Annotated in this window: 34 protein-coding genes; 8 read left to right on the plus strand and 26 right to left on the minus strand. The window is 57.4% G+C overall.

Annotation, left to right across the window (positions count from 1 at the left end):
• Positions 1-77: 77 nt before the first annotated feature.
• Positions 78-1,064: a GlxA family transcriptional regulator gene (locus B0W55_RS15165; protein WP_077046788.1), complete on the minus strand. Its 987-nt coding sequence runs from the start codon at positions 1,062-1,064 to the stop codon at positions 78-80.
• A 101-nt stretch (positions 1,065-1,165) separates the two neighbouring features.
• Here B0W55_RS15165 and B0W55_RS15170 point away from each other — a divergent pair, with 101 nt between their 5' ends.
• The 7 genes from B0W55_RS15170 to B0W55_RS15200 all read left to right on the plus strand — a co-directional run bounded on the left by B0W55_RS15170 (position 1,166) and on the right by B0W55_RS15200 (position 6,564).
• A complete protein-coding gene (locus B0W55_RS15170) occupies positions 1,166-1,714 on the plus strand; it encodes a cysteine hydrolase family protein (protein ID WP_077046789.1) in 549 nt (182 codons plus the stop codon).
• Positions 1,715-1,981: 267 nt separating this feature from the next.
• On the plus strand, positions 1,982-2,572 hold the full coding sequence (locus tag B0W55_RS15175; protein WP_256576309.1) for a YjfI family protein: 591 nt from the start codon (positions 1,982-1,984) through the stop codon (positions 2,570-2,572).
• A 27-nt stretch (positions 2,573-2,599) separates the two neighbouring features.
• A complete protein-coding gene (locus tag B0W55_RS15180) occupies positions 2,600-3,298 on the plus strand; it encodes a PspA/IM30 family protein (RefSeq protein WP_077046791.1) in 699 nt (232 codons plus the stop codon).
• A 244-nt stretch (positions 3,299-3,542) separates the two neighbouring features.
• A complete protein-coding gene (locus tag B0W55_RS15185; RefSeq protein WP_077046792.1) occupies positions 3,543-4,223 on the plus strand; it encodes a DUF2491 family protein in 681 nt (226 codons plus the stop codon).
• Between the two features lie 15 nt (positions 4,224-4,238).
• The gene (locus tag B0W55_RS15190; RefSeq protein WP_077046793.1) at positions 4,239-4,667 is read left to right on the plus strand and encodes a DUF350 domain-containing protein; all 429 of its coding nucleotides are present in this window, start codon (positions 4,239-4,241) and stop codon (positions 4,665-4,667) included.
• Between the two features lie 16 nt (positions 4,668-4,683).
• Positions 4,684-5,394: a DUF1190 domain-containing protein gene (locus tag B0W55_RS15195; protein WP_077046794.1), complete on the plus strand. Its 711-nt coding sequence runs from the start codon at positions 4,684-4,686 to the stop codon at positions 5,392-5,394.
• Between the two features lie 12 nt (positions 5,395-5,406).
• Positions 5,407-6,564 (plus strand): glutathionylspermidine synthase family protein, encoded by a 1,158-nt coding sequence (locus B0W55_RS15200; RefSeq protein ID WP_077046795.1) that lies wholly within the window; start codon positions 5,407-5,409, stop codon positions 6,562-6,564.
• Positions 6,565-6,647: 83 nt separating this feature from the next.
• On the opposite strand, the gene B0W55_RS15205 is transcribed toward B0W55_RS15200, so the two are convergent.
• Together B0W55_RS15205 and B0W55_RS15210 are read right to left on the minus strand one after the other, a co-directional pair.
• Positions 6,648-7,166 carry a single-stranded DNA-binding protein gene (locus B0W55_RS15205; protein ID WP_077046796.1) on the minus strand — a complete coding sequence of 173 codons (519 nt, stop codon included), beginning with the start codon at positions 7,164-7,166 and terminating at the stop codon, positions 6,648-6,650.
• 9 nt (positions 7,167-7,175) lie between these two features.
• Positions 7,176-8,573 carry an MFS transporter gene (locus tag B0W55_RS15210; RefSeq protein WP_077046797.1) on the minus strand — a complete coding sequence of 466 codons (1,398 nt, stop codon included), beginning with the start codon at positions 8,571-8,573 and terminating at the stop codon, positions 7,176-7,178.
• A 191-nt stretch (positions 8,574-8,764) separates the two neighbouring features.
• On the opposite strand from B0W55_RS15210, the gene uvrA reads away from it, so the two are divergent.
• Complete coding sequence (gene uvrA, locus B0W55_RS15215) at positions 8,765-11,599, plus strand: excinuclease ABC subunit UvrA (RefSeq protein WP_077046798.1); 2,835 nt, start codon at positions 8,765-8,767, stop codon at positions 11,597-11,599.
• A gap of 104 nt (positions 11,600-11,703) precedes the next feature.
• Here uvrA and bfr read toward each other — a convergent pair whose 3' ends face one another.
• The 23 genes from bfr to rpsC form a co-directional block, all read right to left on the minus strand.
• Positions 11,704-12,168: a bacterioferritin gene (gene bfr / locus B0W55_RS15220; RefSeq protein WP_077046799.1), complete on the minus strand. Its 465-nt coding sequence runs from the start codon at positions 12,166-12,168 to the stop codon at positions 11,704-11,706.
• A gap of 150 nt (positions 12,169-12,318) precedes the next feature.
• Positions 12,319-13,773, minus strand: coding sequence for a catalase (locus B0W55_RS15225; protein ID WP_077046800.1), 1,455 nt, complete (start codon positions 13,771-13,773; stop codon positions 12,319-12,321).
• Positions 13,774-13,969: 196 nt separating this feature from the next.
• Positions 13,970-14,356, minus strand: coding sequence for a 50S ribosomal protein L17 (gene rplQ, locus B0W55_RS15230; protein WP_024778333.1), 387 nt, complete (start codon positions 14,354-14,356; stop codon positions 13,970-13,972).
• 42 nt (positions 14,357-14,398) lie between these two features.
• Positions 14,399-15,400: a DNA-directed RNA polymerase subunit alpha gene (gene rpoA, locus B0W55_RS15235; RefSeq protein WP_007924176.1), complete on the minus strand. Its 1,002-nt coding sequence runs from the start codon at positions 15,398-15,400 to the stop codon at positions 14,399-14,401.
• A 22-nt stretch (positions 15,401-15,422) separates the two neighbouring features.
• Positions 15,423-16,043, minus strand: a complete 621-nt coding sequence (rpsD, locus tag B0W55_RS15240) for a 30S ribosomal protein S4 (RefSeq protein ID WP_003176404.1) — start codon at positions 16,041-16,043, stop codon at positions 15,423-15,425.
• An 18-nt stretch (positions 16,044-16,061) separates the two neighbouring features.
• A complete protein-coding gene (rpsK, locus tag B0W55_RS15245; RefSeq protein WP_002555466.1) occupies positions 16,062-16,451 on the minus strand; it encodes a 30S ribosomal protein S11 in 390 nt (129 codons plus the stop codon).
• A 30-nt stretch (positions 16,452-16,481) separates the two neighbouring features.
• The gene (gene rpsM / locus B0W55_RS15250) at positions 16,482-16,838 is read right to left on the minus strand and encodes a 30S ribosomal protein S13 (protein WP_009045849.1); all 357 of its coding nucleotides are present in this window, start codon (positions 16,836-16,838) and stop codon (positions 16,482-16,484) included.
• Positions 16,839-16,968: 130 nt separating this feature from the next.
• Positions 16,969-17,085 (minus strand): 50S ribosomal protein L36, encoded by a 117-nt coding sequence (gene rpmJ, locus B0W55_RS15255; RefSeq protein WP_002555468.1) that lies wholly within the window; start codon positions 17,083-17,085, stop codon positions 16,969-16,971.
• A 27-nt stretch (positions 17,086-17,112) separates the two neighbouring features.
• The gene (gene secY / locus B0W55_RS15260; protein WP_003228718.1) at positions 17,113-18,441 is read right to left on the minus strand and encodes a preprotein translocase subunit SecY; all 1,329 of its coding nucleotides are present in this window, start codon (positions 18,439-18,441) and stop codon (positions 17,113-17,115) included.
• Positions 18,442-18,879 (minus strand): 50S ribosomal protein L15, encoded by a 438-nt coding sequence (rplO, locus tag B0W55_RS15265; RefSeq protein WP_003228720.1) that lies wholly within the window; start codon positions 18,877-18,879, stop codon positions 18,442-18,444.
• Positions 18,880-18,882: 3 nt separating this feature from the next.
• Complete coding sequence (gene rpmD, locus B0W55_RS15270) at positions 18,883-19,059, minus strand: 50S ribosomal protein L30 (protein ID WP_003176408.1); 177 nt, start codon at positions 19,057-19,059, stop codon at positions 18,883-18,885.
• A gap of 2 nt (positions 19,060-19,061) precedes the next feature.
• A complete protein-coding gene (gene rpsE, locus B0W55_RS15275; protein WP_003186035.1) occupies positions 19,062-19,562 on the minus strand; it encodes a 30S ribosomal protein S5 in 501 nt (166 codons plus the stop codon).
• 3 nt (positions 19,563-19,565) lie between these two features.
• The gene (gene rplR, locus B0W55_RS15280; RefSeq protein ID WP_003186037.1) at positions 19,566-19,916 is read right to left on the minus strand and encodes a 50S ribosomal protein L18; all 351 of its coding nucleotides are present in this window, start codon (positions 19,914-19,916) and stop codon (positions 19,566-19,568) included.
• A gap of 10 nt (positions 19,917-19,926) precedes the next feature.
• On the minus strand, positions 19,927-20,460 hold the full coding sequence (gene rplF, locus B0W55_RS15285) for a 50S ribosomal protein L6 (protein ID WP_003176412.1): 534 nt from the start codon (positions 20,458-20,460) through the stop codon (positions 19,927-19,929).
• 12 nt (positions 20,461-20,472) lie between these two features.
• On the minus strand, positions 20,473-20,865 hold the full coding sequence (gene rpsH / locus B0W55_RS15290; protein ID WP_003228724.1) for a 30S ribosomal protein S8: 393 nt from the start codon (positions 20,863-20,865) through the stop codon (positions 20,473-20,475).
• Positions 20,866-21,074: 209 nt separating this feature from the next.
• Complete coding sequence (gene rpsN, locus B0W55_RS15295) at positions 21,075-21,380, minus strand: 30S ribosomal protein S14 (RefSeq protein ID WP_003228726.1); 306 nt, start codon at positions 21,378-21,380, stop codon at positions 21,075-21,077.
• Between the two features lie 13 nt (positions 21,381-21,393).
• Positions 21,394-21,933: a 50S ribosomal protein L5 gene (gene rplE, locus B0W55_RS15300; RefSeq protein WP_003210069.1), complete on the minus strand. Its 540-nt coding sequence runs from the start codon at positions 21,931-21,933 to the stop codon at positions 21,394-21,396.
• Positions 21,934-21,953: 20 nt separating this feature from the next.
• Positions 21,954-22,268, minus strand: coding sequence for a 50S ribosomal protein L24 (gene rplX, locus B0W55_RS15305; protein ID WP_003186046.1), 315 nt, complete (start codon positions 22,266-22,268; stop codon positions 21,954-21,956).
• 11 nt (positions 22,269-22,279) lie between these two features.
• Positions 22,280-22,648, minus strand: coding sequence for a 50S ribosomal protein L14 (gene rplN, locus B0W55_RS15310; RefSeq protein ID WP_002555479.1), 369 nt, complete (start codon positions 22,646-22,648; stop codon positions 22,280-22,282).
• 23 nt (positions 22,649-22,671) lie between these two features.
• Positions 22,672-22,938 (minus strand): 30S ribosomal protein S17, encoded by a 267-nt coding sequence (rpsQ, locus tag B0W55_RS15315; RefSeq protein ID WP_003176419.1) that lies wholly within the window; start codon positions 22,936-22,938, stop codon positions 22,672-22,674.
• A 2-nt stretch (positions 22,939-22,940) separates the two neighbouring features.
• Positions 22,941-23,132 (minus strand): 50S ribosomal protein L29, encoded by a 192-nt coding sequence (rpmC, locus tag B0W55_RS15320; protein WP_002555481.1) that lies wholly within the window; start codon positions 23,130-23,132, stop codon positions 22,941-22,943.
• Positions 23,132-23,545, minus strand: a complete 414-nt coding sequence (gene rplP / locus B0W55_RS15325) for a 50S ribosomal protein L16 (RefSeq protein ID WP_003228729.1) — start codon at positions 23,543-23,545, stop codon at positions 23,132-23,134. The genes rpmC and rplP overlap by 1 nt, the downstream gene beginning before the upstream one ends.
• Before the next feature lie 12 nt (positions 23,546-23,557).
• Positions 23,558-24,244, minus strand: a complete 687-nt coding sequence (gene rpsC, locus B0W55_RS15330; protein WP_003176422.1) for a 30S ribosomal protein S3 — start codon at positions 24,242-24,244, stop codon at positions 23,558-23,560.
• Positions 24,245-24,250: the final 6 nt, after the last annotated feature.

Below are 24,250 nucleotides of genomic sequence, written 5' to 3' on the forward strand. Positions count from 1 at the left end.
CATTGAACACATCTGCTCACTGTTAAGCCGCCTTCGCGAGCAAGCCCGCTCCCACAAGTGGATCCTCGGCGTGGCGACTAGCGTGGCGACGGGGTCACGCCGAACCGCGAGCGGTAATCACTCGGCGCCAACCCGGTGATTTTCTTGAACGTGGAGCGAAACGCACTCGGGTCCTGATAGCCCACGGTCCAGGCAATGTGATCGATGGTGCCGTTGGTGAACTCGAGCATTTCCCGCGCCTTGCCCACCCGCAGGTGCTGGCAGTATTCGGTGGGCTTGAGCCCGGTCGCCGCGCGGAAGCGGCGCAGGAATGTGCGCTCCTCCAGCCCTGCGCGCTCGGCCATGGCCGTCAGCGACACGTCGGTGGCGCCGGTGCTTTGCAGCCAGTGCTGCACTTTGAGAATCGATGCATCGCCGTGACTGAGGATCGGCGCAAAGTTGCTGCCGCACTCGCTGGCACTGTCGCTGTGCTCCACCACCAGAAAACGCGCCGTGCCGGTGGCAATGCTCGGCCCCAACAGGCGATCGACCATGCGCAGGCCCAATTCGGACCAGGCCATCAGCCCGGCGGTGGTGATCAGGTCGCCGTCATCGACGATGGGCGTATCGGCCTTGAGCTTGATCGCCGGGTAACGCTCGGCGAACGTCTTGGCCGAGGTCCAATGGGTCGTGGCGCTACGGCCATCGAGCAACCCGCTTTCGGCCATCAGCAGCGAACCGACGCAAACACCGCCGAGGGTCGCGCCGTTGGCATGTTGATGGCGCAGCCATTGCAGCAGTGCCTTGGGTGCCTGGCCTTCGGTGAACCCGGCAATTGACGGCGGAATCAACACCGCGACCATTGCGCCTTGCGCCCCAGGATGACTGTCGAAGATGCGCGTGGGCGACTGCTCGCCCTCGACTTGCCAATGGCTGACGCGCAGCAACGGCAACTGCACCGCCTGATGATCGGCAGCGATCCGGTTGGCCACCCCGAACAGGTCGGTCAAGCCATGCACCGCCGCCATTTGCGCGCCGGGATAGATCAACACGCCCAGTTCGACGATTGCCCTTTGTGCGTCCATTGTCAGTTTTGCCCCTTCTATTGTCGGTGCGGCCAATCCCCGAAGGACGCACCAGCGCCAATACTTCATTCCACACCAAACAACACTTCGAGGGAACAGTCATGGCCAAGCAAGCACTCATCGTAGTCGATATCCAGAACGACTATTTCCCACAGGGCAAGTGGCCGCTGGTCGGCGCCGATGCCGCTGCAGACAATGCAGTCCGTCTGCTCAAGTCGTTCCGCGAAGCCGGTGACTCGGTGGTGCACATCCGCCACGAGTTCACCTCCCACGACGCCCCGTTTTTCACCCCTGGCTCCGAAGGCGCCAAGCTGCACCCCAAAGTCCTCAACCAGGGCAACGAGCCAGTGGTGCTCAAGCACTTCGTCAACTCGTTCCGCGAAACCGAACTGCAGTCGATCCTCGACGAACAGGGCATCAAGGAGTTGGTGGTGGTCGGCAGCATGAGCCACATGTGCGTCGACGGCATCACCCGCGCCGCCAACGACCTGGGCTATAGCGTCACGGTGATCCACGACGCCTGTGCCTCGCGCGATCTGGAGTTCAACGGGGTGACCGTGCCGGCGGCGCATGTGCATGCGGCATTCATGTCGGCTCTGGGGTTCGCCTATGCCAAGGTGATCTCTACGGATGAATTTCTGACTGCGTAACTCGCTCTCGCCGGAGCATGGCTCGCCCGCGATGGGGTCCCTGGGGATCGCCATCGCGGGCGTTTTTGTGTGTCCAAAAATCTCACGCGTGAGTCATTGTGAGTTGCAAAAATTGGCTGTACTGTTTCCCCGCGTGAGTTTCACAACGGGGTCGGCACCATGAAAAACAGCTCTCCACCAGGTTCGTCCGCCGGGCTTGAAAACCCAACGGCAAGCCGCAAGGCAGAGCGCTCGAAACCGTCGACGAAAAAGCCGTCGAGCTTTTACATGAAGCAGATGCGCGCAGGCCTTGCGGCGGCCGGTTATGTGAAACACGAGACTTGGGTGCTTCCCGAAAACCGAAGCCTGCTCAAGCAGATGGAGCAACAGCTACGCCAACCGATTCTGGCTGGCTCATTCATGTCGGAGAATTACATGAGCGCAGGTAACAACTGGACCATCGATCGCCTGTTCACCGCCCTTCGGGCGCTGGACGAAGTGGTGTCGCAAGAAATCACCCTTTCCCTCGTTCAAGGCTCCGAATCCAGCATCAAGCTGGAGATGAACGAGTTCGGCGGCCTGCCGATCTACGTCGCCGTAGTCGGCGAGCAAATCATCGTCGACACCGTACTGGTCGACATCGACTCGATCAGCGATGTAGGCGCCTTCAACGACGCGGTGCTGCGCAGCCGTGAGCTGTTCCCCCTGTCCTCGATCGGCATCGAATCCATGCCCAACGGGCAGACCGTCTACAACATGTTCGGCGCGCTGAGCTCCGATTCGAGCCTGACCAACGTGGTCACCGAGATCAAAACCCTGGTCGACAATGTGCATCGCGCCAGCGAAGCCTTCGAACACTTCTTCAAGTCATCCACTTAAAAGCCATTCGCAAACAGGGAATATCCAATGACTCAGTCCATCTGGAGCAAGTTGTTCACCGCATTGCGCGGCGGCGCCAGCGAAGTCGGCGAAGCCATCGTCGACCAGCAGGCCCTGCGCATCCTCGACCAGGAAATCCGCGAAGCCGACAGCGCCCTGGCCAGCGCCCGGCGCGAGTTGGTCACCATCATGGCCAAGCACAAACTGTCGGCTGACCGGGTGAGCGAGTACAACGCCAAGATCAAGGACCTGGAATCCAAGGCCATGGCCGCGATCCAGGCCAAGCGCGAAGACTTGGCGCTGGAAGTGGCCGAAGCGATTTCGACCCTGACCAATGAGCTGGATGTCGAGCAAAAGCAGGCCGCCGAATTCGGCACCTATGCCGACAACATGCGTAAGGACATCAACAAGGCCGAAGCGCGCATCAAGAGCCTGCGCCAGCAAGTGGACATGGCCAAGGCCCGTGAGAGCGTGCAGAAAGCCCAGGTCAGCGCATCGATCGCCAGTGGCGGCGCCAACGGCAAGCTGGAAACCGCGGTCGGCACCCTCAATCGCCTGCAGGCCAAGCAACAGCAACGCGCGGCCGAGCTCAGCGCCCAGGAAGAACTGGCCGAGGCTTCGACCGGTAACGATCTGGAGCGCAAGCTGCGCGAGGCCGGCATCACGCCGGATGCGGGCAGCGCCAACGCCATTCTCGAGCGCCTGAAGAAACAGTCGGCCGAGTAACTGAGCGAGACGCCGAACCTGTGACAGCGGGCTTGCTCGCGAAAGCGGTGTGTCAGCACGATGGAATCAACTGACGCTACGACTTCGCGAGCGAGCCCGCTCCCACATTGAAAGCGCGCAAATGGCGGTTGTTCGATCGAGATCAAGGATGGACGCCCTCAAGGGCCGGCGGCCACTGTGGTGACGCGGCTCTGTGGCGGGCAAACTTGCGTGCATCACCTCTACTCCCCTCAAGGAAGTCTTCATGGGATGGTTTAAAAAGTTTATGGGGCTTGAAGCCCCGAACTCGGACTCCAAGTGGATCGCCACTGACAATGCGCCACTGAATGAGCCGCCTGCCGGGCCGCTGGGGCTGGCATTCGGTAAGGGCGTGATGTTCGATTCCACGCTGAAATTGCTGCTCGACGGCAAAACCAGCCTGGTCATCCCAGACTCGCAGCCGATCTGGAGCGCCGGCACCATCGAGCTCGGCCAATCGAACTGGCTGTCGCGTTTTTACCTGAACGACGAAGACCATTGGCTGCAGGTCCACACCAGCGGTGACATTGCCGGGCAGGTCGAGTCGGTGATCCTGTTCAATTACCTCGACTACATCACCATCAACAGTGAGGCGGAACTGCGCCGTCTGGCCGGCCCCGACAGCCTGATCGGGTTGCCGACCTACACCCATAACGGCGTCGAATACAGCCGCGAATGGGGCACCGAGGCCGGCCAGACGGAACTGGTGGCGCTGAGCGAACACTTGAGCAACCCGGATGAGACTTACCGTATCGAGCACCATTCGATGCTCTACGCCCGGGAAACGGGCCTGACCGATCGCCGGGAATTTCTGCTGTTTTCCGTGGAAGAAGACGCTGAAGGCACCATCAGCCTGAGTACGTCACTGGGCATTTCGCTCTACACCACCGACCTGACCATTTGTTAAACAGGAAGTTGATCCATGCTTGAAGCACTCTCCATCTCCCTGAACAAAGCCGCCGTACTCGGATTTGTTTTGTACATTGTCGGTGCGGCCGTCTTGTTCGCACTGTTCCAGTTCATCTACACCCGGCTTACACCGCACAAGGAATTCGAGCTGATCCGCGCCGGCAATGTGGCTGCCGCGATTGCGCTGGGTGGCGCGATCGTCGGTTTTGCGATTCCGGCGAGCAATGTCATCGCCTACTCGATCAACATCCTGGACTTCGTCGTGTGGGCAGTGATCGCCGCCTTCGTCCAGCTGCTGGCGTTCCTGATGACCAGCCTGGTGCTCAAGGGCGCGTCGCTACGCATTCAAAACGGTGAAATCGCCGCAGGTATCTATGTGGCGGCAGTGGCCATCAGCGTCGGCATGTTGAACGCCGCGTGCATGACCCCTTCCCAGAACTGAGCCCGCGGAGATCCGGATGAAACGAAGCAAGTACGTACAGCTCTCGCTGGCCGCGTCGGTCGCCATGGCGATCTCGGGCTGTGGGCCAACGGAAAAAACCTACGCGGTGCAGAAGAAGTACAACTTCCAGTCCGTTCAGCAGTGCGCCGACGAAAAACTGCCGGTCGATGTTTGCTCGGACGCCTACATGACCGCCCTGGCCGAGCATCGCCGAATCGCACCGGTGTACGACAACCAGGCCGATTGCGATGCCGACTTCGTCGCCGACTGGTGCCAGCAGGATTCTGCCGGCAAGTTTGTGCCGAGACTGGGCGGCTTTGAGTTGACCGCCGATGGCCAGGTCACTCAGTCCCAGGTGGACGCTGCGCGGGCGCAATTGCCAGCCTCGGAAGCCAATAATGGCGGTTCGGGGTTCTCGACCGGCAGCCTGCTGACCGGTTTGCTGATCGGCAACATGCTGAGCAATAACCGCAACAGCTACTACTCCGAGCCGGTGTACCGCTATCGCGATGATCGCGGCAGCTACGGCTCCTCGACGCTCAGCCAGCGCATCTCCAAAGGCACGACCTTTACCCGGTCCAACCAGGCGAAATACGGCAGCGGCTACAGCACTGCGTCGACCCGTTCAACCAGCAAACCGATTTCAGTGGCCTCCTCCACTTCCCGTGGCGGCTTTGGCAGCAAGGCCAGTGCCCGCAGCGGCTGGGGCGGCGGTTCGAGCAGTTAAGGAAACACGGCCATGAAGAAAATCCACTGCGCGGAACGGCATGACTGGAAACAGACGGCCGACAGCCTCGGCTTTCTGTTTCACACCATCGACGATGAGCCCTATTGGGACGAGAGCGCGTACTACCAGTTCACGCTCAAGCAGATCGAGAACGATCTCGAAGACCCGACCACCGAGATCCATGACATGTGCATGGACCTGGTGGCCCGCGTGGTACAGAGCGAAGAGTTGCTGGAGCGCCTGAGCATTCCTGCGCCGTTCTACGACCTGATCCGTACCTCGTGGCTCGAAGGTCATCCGCATCTGTACGGACGCATGGATTTCTCCTACAACGGCACCGGCCCCGCCAAGCTGTTGGAGCTGAACTACGACACACCCACCAGTCTGTACGAAGCGGCGGCCTTTCAATGGGGCTGGCTGGAGCAATGCATCGAGCGCGGCTTGCTGCCCAAGGAGGCCGATCAGTTCAACAGCATCGATACCAAACTGCATCAGGCTTTCGCGCAACTGCAGCTCAAACAGCCCTTTTACTTCGCGTCGATGAAAGACTCGGTCGAAGACAAAGGCACTACTGATTACTTGCGTCTGATCGCGGAAAAAGTCGGCATCGAATCTCGGCACATCGATATCGAAGACATCGGGCTCACCAGCGATGGACGCTTCGTAGACCTCGAAGATCGCTGGATTCCTCACCTGTTCAAGCTGCATGCCTGGGAGTTCATCTTCCATGAGCCCTTCGGTACGGCGATCGCCCAGAGTGACACACAGTTTTTCGAGCCCGCGTGGAAATCGGTCATATCCAACAAGGGCATCCTGCCGCTGCTGTGGGAGTTCAACAAAGGTCACCCGAACCTGCTCGCGGCTCATCTGGATACCGACCCCGGCAAAGCGGTGCCCAAGGGCTGGGTGCGCAAGCCGTTCTTCTCCCGGGAAGGGGCCAACATCGAATTGCAGACCGCCGACGGGCTGATCGTGAGAGAGGACGGACCGTACACGGATGCGCCGTTCATCCTGCAGGAGTTCGCGCCGTTGCCGAAGTTCGACGACAGCTACACGCTGATCGGTTCCTGGGTCATCGGCGATCAGGCGGCGGGGATCGGTGTGCGGGAAGACAACAGCCTGATCACCAAGGATTCAAGCCGGTTTTTGCCGCACCTGATATTGGACTGAGAAATTCCGGACAACAAAAAGCCCGGCATCCTCAGGGGATGCCGGGCTTTTTCAGTTCGGCGCTTTCAGTTCGGCGCTATGGCCTAGAACGGGATGTCGTCATCAAAGCTGTCGAAATCCGGAGCCGGCTGCGGAGCGGCCTGCTGTGGAGCCGGACGCGACTGCTGTGGAGCCGACTGCTGCGGGCGCGGTGCCTGCTGGCGTGGAGCCGGGGCGGACTGCTGGTAGTTGCCCCCGCCTTGTTGGTCGCCCTGTTGTGGACGGCCGCCCAGCAGTTGCATGGTGCCTTGCATGTCGACCACGATCTCGGTGGTGTAACGCTTGATACCGTCTTTTTCCCACTCGCGAGTCTGCAGCTTGCCTTCGATGTAGACTTGCGAACCTTTACGCAGGTATTCGCCGGCGATTTCCGCCACTTTGCCGAACATCGACACACGGTGCCATTCGGTCTTTTCGACTTTCTGACCGGTTTGCTTGTCGGTCCATTGTTCGCTGGTCGCCAGACTCAGGTTGGTCACGGCGTTGCCGTTCGGCAGGTAGCGAACTTCAGGATCCTGGCCGCAAGTGCCGACCAATATGACTTTGTTAACCCCACGGGCCATTACGTTCTCCTAGGCTACGCACGCTGCCCCGGCCGGGTTGTTCACCAGGTTTTCCAGGGTGGTGCGATCCAATAGTTCGGTGTCCAATTTGATGTAAATGGCCGCTTCATCAGCGACTATTACTGCATCTGTTACCCCTACGACGGCCTTCAGGCGCTCTACCAGACCCGCTTCGCGGATCGCCTCGGGCGACAACGGCAAGCGCAGGCTTGTCACGTAGGGAGGTTCACGCATGGTAACAGCAAAGGCCAGCCAGAGTGCAGCCAGCGCCGCGCATCCCAGGAATACAACCGACAAACCGCCATGCTGGAACAACCATCCGCCGAGTATCCCGCCCAGTGCCGATCCGAGGAACTGACTGGTGGAATAGACGCCCATTGCCGTGCCTTTGCCGCCGGCCGGTGAAACCTTGCTGATCAGCGACGGCAGTGAAGCTTCCAGCAGATTGAAGGCGGTAAAGAACACCACCGTTCCGATCACCAGAGCCCGCAAGCTGTCGCCGAACTGCCAGAAGAATAGCTCAGTGAGCATCAGCGTCACGACGGCGCCGAGCAAAACTCGTTTCATTTTGCGTCGTTTCTCGCCGTAGATAATGAACGGGATCATGGCGAAGAACGAAATCAGCAGCGCGGTCAGGTACACCCACCAGTGCTGCTCCTTCGGCAGGCCGGCTTTTTCCACCAGCGCCAGCGGCAGCGCGACGAAGCTCGACATCAACATGGCGTGCAACACAAAGATGCCCAGGTCCAGCCGCAGCAGGTCAGGGTGCTTGAGCGTCGGTATCAACGCCTGGCGCGCGACGCCGGACTCTCGATGCTGCAATGGGCCAGTGGAGCGCGGCACCATGAACATCACGATCACGATACCGAGCAGCGCCATGCCACCGGTCGCAAGGAACAGCCCCGACAGGCCGAAAGCACGGGTCAGCAAGGGGCCGACCACCATCGCCACGGCAAACGACAGGCCGATGGTCATGCCGATCATGGCCATGGCCTTGGTCCGATGCTGTTCGCGGGTCAGGTCCGACAGCAGCGCCATGACCGCGGCGGAAATCGCCCCGGCACCCTGTAGGACCCGTCCGGCGATCACGCCCCAGATCGAATCGGCGTTGGCTGCCAATACGCTGCCGAGGGCGAACACGACCAGCCCCAGGTAAATCACCGGGCGGCGGCCAATGCGATCGGAAATGAAGCCGAATGGAATCTGGAAAATCGCCTGGGTCAGGCCATAAGCGCCAATCGCCAGCCCGATCAGGGCCGGGGTCGCTCCCGCCAGGTCCATGCCATAGGTCGCCAAAACCGGCAACACCATGAACATGCCAAGCATACGGAAGGCGAACACCAGGGCCAGACCACTCGCCGCGCGGGTCTCGCTGCCACTCATGCGTTCGCTGTGGGGATCGTGCATGGAAAAACCTCATGTGAACCGGCGGCGATTCTACCAGTCCCATCGATTGGCAGGGTATATCGCGACGCTTTGCCGCGTGTAGATGAAAGAGCTTTCATGTAAGGCTGCAATGACATCATTCGATAGTGTGCATCCATCCAGTATTTGGCCGTATACTCCTACGTTTTCGACGCCCGCCGAGCGAGGCCACCTTGGACAAGATCCTGATTCGTGGGGCTCGAACCCACAACCTGAAGAACATCGACCTGACCCTGCCGCGGGACAAGCTGATCGTCATCACCGGCCTGTCTGGCTCAGGCAAGTCATCACTGGCTTTCGACACACTGTACGCCGAAGGCCAGCGCCGCTACGTTGAATCGCTGTCGGCCTATGCCCGCCAGTTCCTTTCGATGATGGAAAAGCCCGACGTCGACACCATCGAAGGCCTCTCGCCGGCCATCTCCATTGAACAGAAGTCGACTTCGCACAACCCGCGCTCGACCGTCGGCACCATTACCGAAATCTACGACTACCTGCGCTTGCTGTATGCACGCGTGGGCATCCCGCGCTGCCCGGATCACGACATCCCGCTGGAGGCGCAGACCGTCAGCCAGATGGTCGACCTGGTCCTGGCCGAGCCGGAAGGCAGCAAGCTGATGCTGCTGGCGCCGGTGATCCGTGAACGCAAGGGCGAACACCTGTCGGTCTTCGAAGAGCTGCGCGCCCAGGGCTTCGTCCGCGCCCGGATCAACGGCAAGCTCTATGAGCTGGACGAAGCGCCGAAACTCGACAAGCAGAAAAAACACACCATCGATGTGGTGGTGGACCGCTTCAAGGTACGTGCCGATCTGCAACAGCGCCTCGCCGAATCCTTCGAGACGGCACTGAAGCTGGCCGATGGCATCGCTCTGGTGGCGCCGATGGACGACGAACCCGGCGAAGAGATGATCTTCTCCGCACGCTTCGCCTGCCCGATTTGCGGGCATGCCATCAGCGAGCTAGAGCCAAAGCTGTTCTCCTTCAACAACCCGGCCGGTGCCTGCCCGACCTGCGATGGCCTGGGCGTGAAGCAGTTCTTCGACATCAAGCGACTGGTCAACGGTGAACTGACCCTGGCCGAAGGCGCGATTCGCGGCTGGGACCGGCGCAACGTCTACTACTTCCAGATGCTCGGTTCGTTGGCCTCTCATTTCAAGTTCAGCCTGGAAGTGCCGTTCAACGAACTGCCGGCCGACCAGCAGAAGCAAATCCTGCATGGCAGCGGCTCGCAGAATGTCGATTTCAAATACCTGAACGACCGCGGCGACATCGTCAAACGCTCGCATCCGTTCGAAGGCATCGTGCCGAACCTGGAACGTCGCTATCGCGAAACTGAGTCGGCTTCGGTGCGCGAAGAACTGGCCAAGTTCCTCAGCACCCAATCCTGCCCGGACTGCCGCGGTACTCGATTGCGTCGTGAGGCGCGGCACGTGTGGGTGGGCGAAAAGAACCTGCCGGCGGTGACCAATCTGCCGATCGGCGACGCCTGCGACTATTTCGGTGGGCTGAAACTGACCGGCCGCCGGGGCGAGATTGCCGACAAGATCCTCAAGGAAATCCGCGAGCGCCTGCAGTTTCTGGTCAACGTCGGCCTCGACTACCTGTCGCTGGATCGCAGCGCCGACACCCTGTCCGGCGGTGAGGCTCAGCGTATTCGTCTGGCCAGCCAGATCGGCGCCGGCCTGGTCGGCGTTCTGTACATCCTCGATGAACCATCGATTGGCTTGCACCAGCGCGATAACGACCGCTTGCTTGGCACCCTCAAACACCTGCGTGACATCGGTAACACCGTGATCGTGGTCGAGCATGACGAAGATGCAATTCGCCTGGCTGACTACGTGGTGGATATCGGTCCGGGCGCTGGCGTTCACGGTGGACATATCGTCGCTGAGGGCACGCCCGCCGAGGTGATGGCGCATCCGGACTCCCTCACTGGCAAGTATCTGTCGGGCCGGGTGAAAATCGAAGTACCGGCCAAGCGCACGCCGCGCAACAAGAAGCTGTCGCTGACGCTCAAGGGCGCCCGCGGCAACAACTTGCGCAATGTCGACCTGGAAATTCCGATCGGCCTGCTGACCTGCGTGACCGGCGTGTCCGGCTCAGGCAAGTCGACGCTGATCAACAACACACTGTTCCCACTGAGCGCCACGGCGCTGAACGGTGCGACCACCCTTGAAGCGGCCCCTCACGACAGCATCAAGGGGCTGGAACACCTGGACAAGGTCGTCGACATCGACCAGAGCCCGATCGGGCGAACGCCACGTTCCAACCCCGCAACCTACACCGGGTTGTTCACGCCGATTCGAGAGTTGTTCGCCGGCGTGCCGGAATCACGCTCCCGGGGTTATGGTCCGGGGCGCTTCTCTTTCAACGTCAAGGGTGGGCGCTGTGAAGCCTGCCAAGGCGACGGCTTGATCAAAGTGGAGATGCACTTCCTGCCGGACATCTATGTGCCGTGCGACGTCTGCAAGAGCAAGCGCTACAACCGCGAGACGCTGGAGATCAAGTACAAAGGCAAGAGCATTCACGAGACCCTCGAGATGACGATCGAGGAAGCCCGGGAGTTCTTTGATGCGGTACCGGCCTTGGCGCGCAAGCTGCAGACGCTGATGGACGTGGGCCTGTCATATATCAAGCTGGGACAATCGGCGACCACGCTGTCCGGTGGCGAGGCTCAGCGGGTCAAGCTGTCCCGTGAGCTGTCCAAGCGTGATACCGGCAAGACCCTGTACATCCTGGATGAGCCGACCACAGGCCTGCACTTCGCGGACATTCAGCAATTGCTTGATGTGTTGCATCGATTGCGTGACCACGGTAATACCGTGGTGGTGATCGAGCACAACCTGGACGTGATCAAGACAGCAGACTGGCTGGTGGATCTGGGGCCGGAGGGCGGTTCCAAAGGCGGCCAGATCATTGCTGTGGGTACGCCGGAGCAAGTCGCCGAGATGAAACAATCTCACACCGGTTACTACCTGAAACCTTTGCTCGAACGCGATCGGGCCTGAATACGGCCCATGAAAAAGCCCCTGTCATCTATTCGGTGACAGGGGCTTTTTCTTTCTGTTCAGGAGCAAAGCTTGCTCGCGCTTGCGGCCTCCCGATCGCTACTTCAAGCGTGGGATTGCAGGTAGTTCTCGAGACCGATCAACTTGATCAGACCCAACTGCTTCTCGAGCCAGTAAGTGTGATCCTCTTCGGTATCGTTCAGCTGAATTCTCAGCATCTCACGGCTAACATAATCCTTGTGCTGCTCGCAGAGTTCGATGCCTTTGCACAAAGCAGCGCGAACCTTGTACTCCAGACGCAGATCCGCCTCGAGCATCTCAGGTACCGTGGTGCCGACATCAAGATCGTCCGGGCGCATGCGTGGCGTACCTTCAAGCATCAGGATACGGCGCATCAGCGCGTCAGCGTGGCCGGCTTCTTCTTCCATTTCGTGGTTGATTCGTTCGTAGAGCTTGGTGAATCCCCAGTCCTCATACATCCGCGAGTGAACGAAATATTGGTCACGCGCGGCCAGTTCGCCGGTCAGCAACGTGTTGAGGTAATCGATAACGTCTGGGTGGCCTTGCATCGCCCTACATCTCCCTGCTTCAAAGTATGTAGTTTGAACCAACATGGCGATATCGTCACGCCGATGACGCAATAAAAGCGAAGATATTCTGAGAAAAGCAGGTTAAATAACGCAAAAAACCGCCCCAATAAGGGCGGTTCTGCTTCTCATTTAGACTTCGTTAAGCTGTACGTTGAGCCGCTTTGCAATTGCCTCTCCATACGCCAGATCGGCCCTGTAGAAATGCTGCAACTGGCGATCGACCACGTCGCTTGATACCCCGGCCATCGCGCCGGCGATGTTGCCGACCAGCAGAGCTTTTTGCTCGTCACTCATCAGACGAAACAGCGCACCCGCGTGACTGTAGTAATCAGTGTCTTCGCGGTGATCGTAGCGATCAGCAACGCCGCTCAGGGCCAACGCAGGTTCGGCGTAACGAGGGGCCTGCTTTGGCGAATCGACATAGCTGTTGGGCTCGTAGTTCGGTGCTGCACCGCCATTGCTGCCAAAGGCCATGGAACCATCGCGCTGGTAACTATTGACGGGACTGCGCGGCGCATTCACCGGAAGTTGCTGGTGATTGGTACCTACGCGGTAGCGGTGGGCATCTGCATAGGCGAACACCCGACCTTGCAGCATGCGATCGGGCGACAGGCCGACACCTGGCACCATGTTGCTTGGGCCGAAGGCCGCCTGTTCGACTTCAGCAAAGTAATTGAGCGGGTTGCGGTTCAACTCCAGCTCGCCGACTTCGATGAGTGGAAACTCTTTTTGTGACCAGGTCTTGGTCACGTCGAACGGATTTTCATAATGCGCCGCCGCCTGAGCTTCGGTCATGACCTGGATGCAAACGCTCCATTTCGGGAAATCACCGCGCTCGATCGCCTCGAACAAATCGCGCTGGGCGTAATCCGGATCTGTACCCGCCAGACGCGCTGCGTCGGCTGGCGCAAGGTTCTTGATCCCTTGTTTGGTCTTGTAATGCCATTTCACCCAATAGCGTTCGCCGGTGGCGTTAATCAGGCTGTAGGTGTGGCTACCGAAGCCGTGCATGTGGCGGTAGCCGTCTGGGATACCGCGATCGGAGAACAGAATCGTGACTTGGTGCAGCGCCTCGGGAGAATGCGACCAGAAGTCCCACATCGCTTGCGCACTTTTCAGGTTGCTTTGTGGCAGGCGCTTTTGGGTGTGGATAAAGTCCGGGAATTTCAAAGGGTCGCGAATGAAGAACACAGGAGTGTTGTTACCCACAATGTCCCAGTTACCTTCTTCGGTGTAGAACTTCAAAGCAAAGCCGCGCGGATCACGCTCGGTATCCGCTGAACCGCGTTCGCCGCCCACAGTGGAAAAACGCAGGAAGGTTGGCGTTTGTTTACCGACTGCCTCAAACAGCTTGGCGCTAGTGTACTGGGTGATGTCGCGGGTGACGGTGAACGTACCGTATGCACCCGAGCCTTTGGCGTGTACGCGGCGCTCGGGAATGTTTTCACGGTTGAAGTGAGCCAACTTCTCCATCAGGTGGAAGTCATCAAGCAACAGCGGCCCACGAGGGCCTGCTGAACGGGAATTCTGGTTATCAGCGACAGGCGCGCCACTGGCAGTGGTGAGTATTTTATTCTGGCTCATGCGATCTCTTCCTCTTTCGAATCAACTGCCGGCTAGTCGGCTGTAAGGAAGTATCGACGATGAATATTACACACTCAAATTCATTAGATATTGCCAATCGATAGAAATAAGCAATACACAAAAGAGACGCCCATACTTTTCAAACGCCCACAAAAAACCGGGCGCAAGGCCCGGTTTCTTGTTTCAGACTGACGTCTTACTCAGCGGATACAGCTTCACCGCCGGTAGCACGATCAACCAACTCGACGTACGCCATAGGCGCGTTGTCGCCAGCGCGGAAACCGCACTTGAGGATGCGCAGGTAGCCACCCTCACGGGTAGCGTAACGCTTGCCCAGGTCGTTGAAGAGCTTGCCAACGATAGCTTTCGAACGAGTACGGTCGAAAGCCAGACGGCGGTTAGCCAGGCTGTCTGTCTTGGCCAAAGTGATCAGCGGCTCAGCAACGCGACGCAGTTCTTTAGCTTTTGGCAGAGTAGTTTTGATCAGCTCGTGCTCGAACAGCGACACCGCCATGTTTTGGAACATGGCCTTGCGGTGCGAGCTGGTGCGGCTGAGGTGACGACCACTTTTACGATGACGCATGGTTCATTCCTTACCAAACACTACGTTCGGTGATTACGACGATCAGGCAGTCGCCTTGTCGTCCTTCTTAAGACTTGCAGGCGGCCAGTTGTCGAGGCGCATGCCGAGGGACAGACCGCGGGAGGCCAGAACGTCCTTGATTTCAGTCAAGGATTTCTTGCCAAGGTTCGGAGTCTTCAACAGCTCTACTTCGGTACGCTGAATCAGGTCGCCGATGTAGTAGATGTTTTCCGCCTTAAGGCAGTTAGCCGAACGTACAGTCAGTTCCAGATCGTCAACCGGGCGAAGCAGGATCGGATCGATCTCGTCTTCCTGCTCGATTACCACTGGTTCGCTGTCACCTTTGAGGTCGACGAACGCAGCCAACTGCTGTTGCAGGATGGTTGCAGCGCGACGGATTGCCTCTTCAGGATCCAGGGTACCGTTGGTTTCCAGATCAATAACCAGCTTGTCCAGGTTAGTACGCTGCTCGACACGGGCGTTTTCCACCACGTATGCGATACGGCGAACCGGGCTGAACGAAGAGTCGAGCTGCAAGCGACCGATGCTGCGGCTTTCGTCTTCATCGCTCTGACGCGAGTCTGCCGGTTCATAACCACGACCACGAGCTACTACGAGCTTCATGTTCAGGGCGCCGTTAGACGCCAGGTTAGCGATTACGTGATCGGGGTTAACGATCTCGACATCATGATCCAGCTGAATATCGGCAGCGGTAACCACCCCCGAACCCTTCTTCGACAAGGTCAGCGTAACTTCGTCACGGCCGTGCAGCTTGATAGCCAGACCTTTAAGGTTCAACAGGATTTCAATTACGTCTTCCTGTACACCTTCGATGGCGCTGTACTCGTGGAGCACACCGTCAATCTCGGCCTCGACTACTGCACAGCCGGGCATTGAGGACAACAGGATGCGGCGCAGCGCGTTGCCCAGGGTGTGGCCAAAGCCACGCTCGAGAGGCTCGAGAGTGATCTTGGCGCGGGTTGGACTGACAACCTGCACGTCAATATGGCGGGGTGTCAGGAACTCATTTACCGAAATCTGCATGGATGCACCTATTTTCTAGCCCTTACTTGGAGTAGAGCTCGACAATCAGGCTTTCGTTGATGTCGGCGGACAGATCACTGCGAGCTGGAACGTTCTTGAAAACGCCCGACTTCTTCTCAGTGTCTACTTCTACCCATTCTACGCGGCCACGTTGGGCACACAGATCGAGAGCTTGGACAATGCGAAGTTGGTTTTTTGCTTTCTCGCGAACAGCAACCACGTCACCAGCACGAACCTGGTAGGACGGAACGTTAACGGTTTGACCGTTTACGCTGATCGACTTGTGCGATACCAGCTGACGGGATTCGGCACGAGTCGAACCAAAGCCCATACGGTATACAACGTTGTCCAGACGGCATTCGAGCAGTTGCAACAGGTTTTCGCCGGTTGCGCCTTTCTTGCCAGCAGCTTCTTTGTAGTAGCCGCTGAATTGACGCTCGAGAACGCCGTAGATACGACGAACCTTCTGCTTTTCACGCAGTTGGGTGCCGTAATCGGACTGGCGACCGCGGCGTTGGCCGTGGATACCAGGTGCTGCTTCAATGTTGCACTTCGATTCGATCGCGCGCACGCCGCTCTTCAGGAAGAGATCGGTGCCTTCGCGACGAGCGAGTTTGCATTTTGGACCAATGTAACGAGCCATTCTTTACAATCTCCTGGATTACACGCGGCGCTTCTTCGGCGGACGGCACCCGTTGTGCGGGATTGGCGTCACGTCGGTGATGCTGGCGATCTTGTAGCCACAGCCGTTCAAAGCGCGGACTGCAGATTCACGACCTGGACCTGGACCTTTGACGTTTACGTCGAGGTTTTTCAGGCCGTATTCCAGCGCAGCTTGACCAGCACGTTCAGCAGCTACTTGAGCAGCAAACGGAGTGGACTTGCGGGAACCGCGGAAACCCGAACCACCGGAGGTAGCCCAGGAAAGAGCGTTACCTTGACGGTCGGTGATGGTCACGATGGTGTTGTTAAAAGATGCATGGATGTGGGCGATGCCATCAACCACTGTCTTTTTAACTTTTTTACGAGGACGAGCAGCAGGTTTTGCCATGATTAAATTCCTGTCGATTCGCTGGGGCGATTACTTGCGGATCGGCTTACGCGGACCTTTACGGGTACGCGCGTTGGTCTTGGTACGCTGACCGCGTACTGGCAGACCACGACGATGACGCAGACCGCGATAGCAACCGAGGTCCATCAAGCGCTTGATTTTCATGTTGATTTCGCGACGCAGATCACCTTCAGTGGTGAACTTCGCCACTTCGCCACGCAGCTGTTCAATTTGCTCGTCGCTCAGATCCTTGATCTTTGCTGCTGGGTTTACCCCAGTCTCTGCACAAATTTTCTGTGCAGTAGTGCGACCAACACCATAGATGTAGGTCAGCGAGATAACAGTATGCTTGTTATCTGGAATGTTAACGCCTGCAATACGGGCCATTCAGTGGGACTCCAATTGACAGCTACCTACGCCCCGGAAGCCAAGAAATAGGGCGCGAGATAATATCGCTGTAATAACAAATAATCAACCCGGCAGCGCACTAGCTGCCGGGCTTGAAGCACAATCACACTCAGCCTTGGCGCTGTTTGTGACGCGGTTCCGCGCTGCAAATTACTCGAACAACACCTTCGCGGCGAATAATCTTGCAGTTACGGCACAGCTTTTTCACCGATGCACGAACTTTCATCACCAACTCCTCGAACCTTATGGGTACTCAGCGCAACATGCCGCTGCCGTAACCCTTCAGGTTGGCTTTCTTCATCAGGGATTCGTACTGGTGCGAAACGAGGTGCGATTGTACTTGGGACATGAAGTCCATCACAACCACGACCACGATCAGCAACGAGGTCCCGCCAAGGTAGAACGGAACGTTGGCTGCAACCACCAGGAACTGGGGCAACAGGCAGACGGCCGTCATGTAAAGAGCACCGAACATGGTCAAGCGAGTCAGAACGCCATCAATATAGCGCGCAGACTGCTCACCTGGACGGATGCCCGGAATAAAGGCACCGGACTTCTTCAGGTTTTCCGCTACGTCTTTCGGATTGAACATCAACGCCGTATAGAAGAAGCAGAAGAAAATAATCCCTGCACTAAACAGCAGAATATTCAACGGCTGACCAGGAGCGATCGACTGCGAGATGTCCTGCAACCAGCCCATACCTTCAGACTGGCCGAACCAGGCACCCAACGAAGCCGGGAACAGCAAGATGCTGCTCGCGAAAATGGCCGGAATAACACCGGCCATGTTCACCTTCAACGGCAAGTGGCTGGTCTGCGCAGCGAAAACCTTGCGGCCTTGCTGACGCTTGGCGTAATGAACAGCAATACGACGCTGGCCACGCTCAATGAACACCACGAAACCGATAATCGCTACTGCCAGCAAACCGATGGCAACCAGGGCGAAGATGTTGATATCACCCTGACGCGCAGACTCGAAAGACTGCCCGATCGCTCTCGGAAGACCGGCGACGATACCCGAAAAAATCAACATCGAGATACCGTTGCCAACACCACGCTCAGTAATCTGCTCACCCAGCCACATCATGAACATCGCACCAGCCACAAACGTGGATACCGCGACGAAATGGAAGCCAAAGTCACCAGTGAACGCTACGCCCTGCCCCGCCAAACCAATGGACATGCCAATAGCCTGAACCAGAGCGAGGACGACAGTGCCGTAGCGGGTGTACTGGCTGATCTTGCGACGGCCAGCTTCACCTTCCTTCTTCAACTGCTCCAGCTGCGGGCTGACGGCGGTCATCAGCTGCATGATGATCGATGCCGAAATGTACGGCATGATCCCCAACGCAAAGATGCTCATCCGTTCCAGCGCGCCGCCGGAAAACATGTTGAACAAGCTAAGAATGGTCCCCTCATTCTGTCGAAACAGGTCCGCGAGACGGTCCGGGTTGATACCTGGAACCGGGATGTGTGCGCCTATTCGGTAGACGATAATCGCCAGGAACAGAAAACGCAGACGAGCCCAGAGTTCAGACATACCGCCTTTGCCGAGCGCAGAGAGAGCACCTTGCTTAGCCATTTATTCCTCGAACTTGCCGCCAGCTGCTTCGATAGCCGCACGCGCACCTTTGGTGGCGCCGATTCCCTTTCCGATGGTAACAGCGCGAGTCACTTCGCCGGACAGCATGATTTTCACACGCTGAACGTTGACGTTGATCACGTTGGCATCTTTCAAGGACTGCACGGTGACGATGTCGCCTTCCACTTTAGCCAGCTCGGACAAACGCACTTCTGCGCGATCCATGGCTTTCAGGGACACGAAACCGAACTTCGGCAGGCGACGATGCAGCGGCTGTTGACCGCCTTCAAAGCCTGGAGCAATGGTGCCACCGGAGCGGGAAGTCTGACCTTTGTGACCACGGCCACCAGTCTTACCCAAACCACTACCGATACCACGGCCCGGACGATGCTTTTCGCGACGGGAACCCGGCGCTGGACTCAGATCATTGAGTTTCATCGATTAACCCTCGACACGCAGCATGTAGTAAGCCTTGTTGATCATCCCGCGATTCTCGGGAGTATCCTGGACTTCTACAGTGTGACCGATGCGACGCAGACCCAGACCCTTAACGCACAGTTTGTGGTTAGGGATGCGGCCGGTCATGCTTTTGATCAGCGTAACTTTAACGGTAGCCATGATCAGAAGATCTCCTTGACGCTTTTGCCACGCTTGGCGGCAATGGATTCAGGAGACTGCATTGCTTTCAAACCCTTGAAAGTGGCGTGAACCACGTTTACAGGGTTAGTCGAGCCGTAGCATTTGGCCAGAACGTTCTGAACGCCAGCAACTTCGAGGACAGCACGCATTGCGCCGCCAGCGATGATACCGGTACCTTCAGAAGCAGGCTGCATGTACACCTTCGAAGCGCCGTGAGCGGACTTCATTGCGTACTGCAGAGTGGTGCCGTTCAGATCAACCTGGATCATGTTGCGGCGAGCAGCTTCCATTGCCTTCTGGATCGCAGCAGGCACTTCACGCGACTTGCCACGGCCGAAGCCAACGCGCCCTTTACCATCACCAACCACGGTCAACGCGGTGAAAGTGAAGATACGGCCGCCTTTAACGGTTTTGGCTACGCGGTTAACTTGAACCAGCTTCTCGATGTAGCCTTCGTCGCGCTTTTGGTCGTTATTTGACATAACTTAGAACTCCAGCCCAGCTTCACGAGCAGCATCAGCCAGCGCTTTAACGCGGCCGTGGTACTTGAAGCCAGAGCGGTCGAAAGCCACCTGCGAGACGCCAGCGGCCTTAGCACGCGTAGCGACCAGCTGGCCAACCTTAGTGGCCGCGTCGATGTTGCCAGTGGCGCCATCACGCAGTTCTTTATCCAAAGTCGAGGCACTTGCCAGGACTTTGTTGCCGTCGGCCGAAATGACCTGGGCGTAGATGTGCTGCGAAGAGCGGAACACGCAGAGACGCACGACTTCGAGTTCGTGCATTTTCAGGCGTGCTTTGCGAGCGCGACGCAGTCGAGTAACTTTTTTGTCGGTCATTTGCTATGCCCTACTTCTTCTTGGCTTCTTTACGACGGACGACTTCGTCCGCGTAGCGCACACCTTTGCCTTTGTACGGCTCTGGTGGACGGAAGTCGCGGATCTCGGCGGCCACTTGACCTACCAGCTGCTTGTCGATGCCCTTGATCAGGATATCGGTCTGGCTAGGAGTCTCAGCGGTGATGCCTTCCGGCAGTTCGTAATCCACTGGATGCGAGAAGCCAAGAGCCAGGTTCAGCACTGTGCCTTTTGCTTGCGCTTTGTAACCAACACCGACCAGCTGGAGCTTGCGCTCGAAGCCTTGGCTTACGCCTTGGACCATGTTGTTAACCAACGCACGAGTGGTACCAGCCATTGCGCGAGTCTGTTGATCGCCATTGCGAGCAGCAAAACGCAGCTCACCGGCTTCTTCAACGATCTCAACGGACGAATGGATGTTCAGTTCGAGAGTGCCCTTGGCACCCTTCACCGAAAGCTGTTGGCCTGCGAATTTTACTTCGACACCGGCTGGCAGCTTAACGGGGTTCTTAGCGACGCGAGACATGCTTATCCCCCCTTAGAACACAGTGCAAAGAACTTCGCCGCCGACACCGGCAGCGCGCGCAGCACGATCAGTCATCACACCTTTGTTGGTGGAGACGATAGACACACCGAGACCGCCACGAACTTTCGGCAGATCTTCGACGGACTTGTACTGACGCAGGCCTGGACGGCTAACGCGCTTCACTTCTTCGATAACCGGACGGCCTTCGAAATATTTCAGCTCGATAGACAGCAGCGGTTTGGTTTCGCTGCTGATCTGATAACCCGCGATGTAACCTTCGTCCTTCAGGACTTTGGCAACAGCTACCTTCAACGTGGAAGATGGCATGCTTACGACGGACTTTTCAGCCATCTGGGCATTACGGATTCGAGTTAGCATGTCCGCTAACGGGTCCTGCATACTCATGGGCTAGACGCTCCTAATACAGAAAAATTAGCCTTGCGGCTACTACGTGTCGCCGAGAATCTCCGAGCATAGAAAACACGGGCTCAGGCGAGCCGGGTATTCTAGACACACCCCGGAAATGAATCAAGCCCCATAAGGGGCTTGATTCAGATTCAAGGCCACCGACGGTCAGAATCTTTCGAACCTGACCGCCGAGACTTTGACAGTACTTACCAGCTGGCTTTAACCAGGCCTGGTACGTCACCACGCATTGCCGCTTCACGCAGTTTGTTACGGCCCAGGCCGAACTTGCGGTAAACGCCGTGCGGACGACCAGTCAGGCGGCAACGGTTACGCATGCGCGAGGCACTTGCGTCACGTGGTTGCTTCTGCAGAGCTACGGTAGCTTCCCAACGCGCTTCTGGACTTGCGTTCAGATCGACGATGATAGCTTTCAGCGCTGCACGCTTGGTGGCGTACTTGGCAACAGTGAGCTGACGCTTCAGCTCACGGTTTTTCATGCTCTTCTTGGCCATTTTCCTACTCCAATCAGTTGCGGAACGGGAATTTGAAAGCACGCAACAGAGCGCGGCCTTCGTCATCGTTCTTGGCAGTGGTGGTCAGGGTAATGTCCAGACCGCGGAGAGCATCGATCTTGTCGTAGTCGATTTCCGGGAAAATGATCTGCTCTTTCACGCCCATGCTGTAGTTGCCACGACCATCGAAGGACTTGGCATTCAGGCCGCGGAAGTCGCGAACCCGAGGCAGGGAGATCGACAGCAGACGATCCAGGAACTCGTACATACGCTCACGACGCAGGGTCACTTTGACGCCGATCGGCCAACCTTCACGGACTTTAAAGCCTGCGATGGATTTACGAGCGTAGGTCACAACGACTTTCTGGCCGGTGATCTTTTCCAGGTCAGCAACAGCGTGCTCGATGACTTTTTTGTCGCCGATCGCTTCGCCCAGACCCATGTTCAGGGTGATCTTGGTAACGCGCGGAACTTCCATCACGTTCGAAAGCTTAAGTTCTTCCTTAAGCTTCGGAGCGATTTCCTTCCGATAAATCTCTTTTAGTCGTGCCATGGTCTTCTACCTAGCAGTGTTCAAGCATCAACCGCTTTTTGGGTCGACTTGAAGACACGAATTTTCTTACCGTCTTCTACTTTGAAACCAACGCGGTCAGCCTTGTTGGTTTCGCCGTTGAAGATGGCGACGTTGGAAGCGTGCAGTGGCGCTTCTTTTTCGACGATACCGCCTTGTACGCCCGACATCGGGTTAGGCTTGGTATGGCGCTTGACCAGGTTCAGACCACCAACAACCAGACGGTTGTCAGCAAGAACCTTCAGCACCTTACCGCGCTTACCTTTGTCTTTGCCGGCGATCACGATGATCTCGTCGTCACGACGAATCTTTTGCATGTCGGATCTCCTTACAGCACTTCTGGGGCGAGCGAGACGATCTTCATGAACTTCTCAGTACGAAGTTCACGGGTCACTGGCCCAAAGATACGGGTGCCGATCGGCTCTTGCTTGTTGTTCAGAAGAACAGCAGCGTTGCCATCAAAGCGGATAATGGAGCCATCGGCACGACGTACGCCGTGACGAGTGCGGACTACAACAGCAGTCATCACTTGGCCTTTTTTCACTTTACCGCGAGGAATTGCTTCCTTGACGGTTACTTTGATGATGTCACCGATACCAGCGTAACGACGATGGGAGCCACCCAGCACCTTGATGCACATAACGCGGCGAGCGCCGCTGTTATCGGCCACATCGAGCATGGATTGAGTCTGAATCATATAATTTCTCCGACCCCTAGTCCTTAGACTTCCACAGCGCGTTCGAGAACATCAACCAGCGCCCAAGACTTGGTCTTGGCCAAAGGACGAGTTTCACGAATAGTGACTTTGTCGCCGATGTGGCACTGATTGGTTTCGTCGTGCGCGTGCAGCTTAGTCGAACGCTTAACGTATTTACCGTAGATCGGGTGCTTTACGCGACGCTCGATCAAAACGGTGATGGTTTTGTCCATCTTGTCGCTGACAACACGGCCAGTCAGCGTACGGACAGTCTTTTCGGCTTCAGCCATGATTACTTACCTGCCTGCTGGTTGAGCACAGTCTTCACGCGAGCGATGTCACGCTTAACTTGCGAGAGCAGATGAGACTGCCCCAACTGGCCAGTTGCTTTCTGCATACGCAGATTGAACTGGTCGCGCAGCAAGCCGAGCAGTTGCTCGTTCAGCTGCTGTGCGGATTTTTCACGAAGTTCATTCGCTTTCATCACATCACCGTCCGTTTAACAAAGGAGGTGGCGAGCGGCAGCTTTGCAGCAGCCAGGGCGAAAGCCTCACGCGCCAGCTCTTCAGAAACACCCTCGATTTCATACAGGACTTTGCCTGGCTGAATCTGGGCAACCCAGTATTCGACGTTACCTTTACCTTTACCCATCCGAACTTCGAGTGGCTTTTTGGAAATAGGCTTGTCCGGGAATACACGGATCCAGATCTTGCCGCCACGTTTTACGTGACGGGTCAGAGCACGACGCGCTGACTCGATCTGACGAGCGGTGAGACGACCACGAGCAACAGACTTCAGCGCGAACTCGCCGAAGCTGACTTTGCTACCGCGCAATGCCAGGCCACGGTTGTGACCAGTCATTTGCTTGCGGAACTTCGTACGCTTTGGTTGCAACATTTGGCGTACCCCTTACTTAGCAGCTTTTTTACGAGGCGCTGGTGCTTGTGGTTTCAGTTCTTCTTGGCGACCACCAATTACTTCGCCTTTGAAGATCCAAACCTTTACACCGATCACACCGTAGGTGGTGTGAGCTTCGTAGTTGGCATAGTCGATGTCGGCACGCAGGGTGTGCAGTGGCACACGACCTTCGCGATACCATTCAGTACGTGCGATTTCAGCACCGCCGAGACGACCGCTCACTTGGATTTTGATGCCTTTGGCACCAATGCGCATTGCGTTCTGTACAGCGCGCTTCATAGCGCGACGGAACATTACGCGACGCTCCAGCTGCTGAGCTACGCTCTGCGCAACCAGCATACCGTCGAGCTCCGGCTTGCGGATCTCTTCGATATTGATGTGCACAGGCACACCCATTTGCTTGGTCAGGTCCTGACGCAGTTTCTCAACATCTTCACCTTTCTTCCCGATAACGATACCTGGGCGAGCGGTGTGGATGGTGATACGTGCAGTTTGGGCCGGACGATGGATATCGATACGGCTTACGGACGCGCTTTTTAGTTTGTCTTGGAGATACTCACGCACCTTCAGATCAGCGAACAAGTAGTCCGCATAAGTCCGACCGTCTGCGTACCAGACGGAGGTGTGCTCCTTGACGATTCCCAGGCGAATGCCAATGGGATGTACTTTCTGACCCATCTCTTC

It is taken from the genome of Pseudomonas sp. KK4 (assembly GCF_001984065.1).
In the GTDB taxonomy this organism is placed as follows: Bacteria; Pseudomonadota; Gammaproteobacteria; order Pseudomonadales; family Pseudomonadaceae; genus Aquipseudomonas.

Excerpts from the sequence above, each read along its gene's own strand:
- rplR (WP_003186037.1), bottom strand. The coding sequence starts at position 19,916 with ATGACCGACAAAAAAGTTACTCGACTGCGTCGCGCTCGCAAAGCACGC.
- B0W55_RS15170 (WP_077046789.1), top strand. The coding sequence starts at position 1,166 with ATGGCCAAGCAAGCACTCATCGTAGTCGATATCCAGAACGACTATTTC.
- B0W55_RS15205 (WP_077046796.1), bottom strand. The coding sequence starts at position 7,166 with ATGGCCCGTGGGGTTAACAAAGTCATATTGGTCGGCACTTGCGGCCAG.
- B0W55_RS15200 (WP_077046795.1), top strand. The coding sequence starts at position 5,407 with ATGAAGAAAATCCACTGCGCGGAACGGCATGACTGGAAACAGACGGCC.
- rpoA (WP_007924176.1), bottom strand. The coding sequence starts at position 15,400 with ATGCAGATTTCGGTAAATGAGTTCCTGACACCCCGCCATATTGACGTG.
- rplE (WP_003210069.1), bottom strand. The coding sequence starts at position 21,933 with ATGGCACGACTAAAAGAGATTTATCGGAAGGAAATCGCTCCGAAGCTT.
- bfr (WP_077046799.1), bottom strand. The coding sequence starts at position 12,168 with ATGCAAGGCCACCCAGACGTTATCGATTACCTCAACACGTTGCTGACC.
- B0W55_RS15175 (WP_256576309.1), top strand. The coding sequence starts at position 1,982 with ATGAAGCAGATGCGCGCAGGCCTTGCGGCGGCCGGTTATGTGAAACAC.
- B0W55_RS15185 (WP_077046792.1), top strand. The coding sequence starts at position 3,543 with ATGGGATGGTTTAAAAAGTTTATGGGGCTTGAAGCCCCGAACTCGGAC.
- rpsE (WP_003186035.1), bottom strand. The coding sequence starts at position 19,562 with ATGTCAAATAACGACCAAAAGCGCGACGAAGGCTACATCGAGAAGCTG.
- rpmJ (WP_002555468.1), bottom strand. The coding sequence starts at position 17,085 with ATGAAAGTTCGTGCATCGGTGAAAAAGCTGTGCCGTAACTGCAAGATT.
- rplQ (WP_024778333.1), bottom strand. The coding sequence starts at position 14,356 with ATGCGTCATCGTAAAAGTGGTCGTCACCTCAGCCGCACCAGCTCGCAC.
- B0W55_RS15180 (WP_077046791.1), top strand. The coding sequence starts at position 2,600 with ATGACTCAGTCCATCTGGAGCAAGTTGTTCACCGCATTGCGCGGCGGC.
- rpsK (WP_002555466.1), bottom strand. The coding sequence starts at position 16,451 with ATGGCAAAACCTGCTGCTCGTCCTCGTAAAAAAGTTAAAAAGACAGTG.
- rplF (WP_003176412.1), bottom strand. The coding sequence starts at position 20,460 with ATGTCTCGCGTCGCTAAGAACCCCGTTAAGCTGCCAGCCGGTGTCGAA.
- B0W55_RS15190 (WP_077046793.1), top strand. The coding sequence starts at position 4,239 with ATGCTTGAAGCACTCTCCATCTCCCTGAACAAAGCCGCCGTACTCGGA.
- B0W55_RS15210 (WP_077046797.1), bottom strand. The coding sequence starts at position 8,573 with ATGCACGATCCCCACAGCGAACGCATGAGTGGCAGCGAGACCCGCGCG.
- B0W55_RS15195 (WP_077046794.1), top strand. The coding sequence starts at position 4,684 with ATGAAACGAAGCAAGTACGTACAGCTCTCGCTGGCCGCGTCGGTCGCC.
- rpmD (WP_003176408.1), bottom strand. The coding sequence starts at position 19,059 with ATGGCTACCGTTAAAGTTACGCTGATCAAAAGCATGACCGGCCGCATC.
- rpsQ (WP_003176419.1), bottom strand. The coding sequence starts at position 22,938 with ATGGCTGAAGCCGAAAAGACTGTCCGTACGCTGACTGGCCGTGTTGTC.
- secY (WP_003228718.1), bottom strand. The coding sequence starts at position 18,441 with ATGGCTAAGCAAGGTGCTCTCTCTGCGCTCGGCAAAGGCGGTATGTCT.
- rpsD (WP_003176404.1), bottom strand. The coding sequence starts at position 16,043 with ATGGCTCGTTACATTGGTCCAAAATGCAAACTCGCTCGTCGCGAAGGC.
- B0W55_RS15165 (WP_077046788.1), bottom strand. The coding sequence starts at position 1,064 with ATGGACGCACAAAGGGCAATCGTCGAACTGGGCGTGTTGATCTATCCC.
- rpsM (WP_009045849.1), bottom strand. The coding sequence starts at position 16,838 with ATGGCCCGTATTGCAGGCGTTAACATTCCAGATAACAAGCATACTGTT.
- rpsH (WP_003228724.1), bottom strand. The coding sequence starts at position 20,865 with ATGAGTATGCAGGACCCGTTAGCGGACATGCTAACTCGAATCCGTAAT.
- rpsN (WP_003228726.1), bottom strand. The coding sequence starts at position 21,380 with ATGGCCAAGAAGAGCATGAAAAACCGTGAGCTGAAGCGTCAGCTCACT.
- rplN (WP_002555479.1), bottom strand. The coding sequence starts at position 22,648 with ATGATTCAGACTCAATCCATGCTCGATGTGGCCGATAACAGCGGCGCT.
- rpmC (WP_002555481.1), bottom strand. The coding sequence starts at position 23,132 with ATGAAAGCGAATGAACTTCGTGAAAAATCCGCACAGCAGCTGAACGAG.
- rplX (WP_003186046.1), bottom strand. The coding sequence starts at position 22,268 with ATGCAAAAGATTCGTCGTGACGACGAGATCATCGTGATCGCCGGCAAA.
- rpsC (WP_003176422.1), bottom strand. The coding sequence starts at position 24,244 with ATGGGTCAGAAAGTACATCCCATTGGCATTCGCCTGGGAATCGTCAAG.
- B0W55_RS15225 (WP_077046800.1), bottom strand. The coding sequence starts at position 13,773 with ATGAGCCAGAATAAAATACTCACCACTGCCAGTGGCGCGCCTGTCGCT.
- rplO (WP_003228720.1), bottom strand. The coding sequence starts at position 18,879 with ATGAAACTCAATGATCTGAGTCCAGCGCCGGGTTCCCGTCGCGAAAAG.
- rplP (WP_003228729.1), bottom strand. The coding sequence starts at position 23,545 with ATGTTGCAACCAAAGCGTACGAAGTTCCGCAAGCAAATGACTGGTCAC.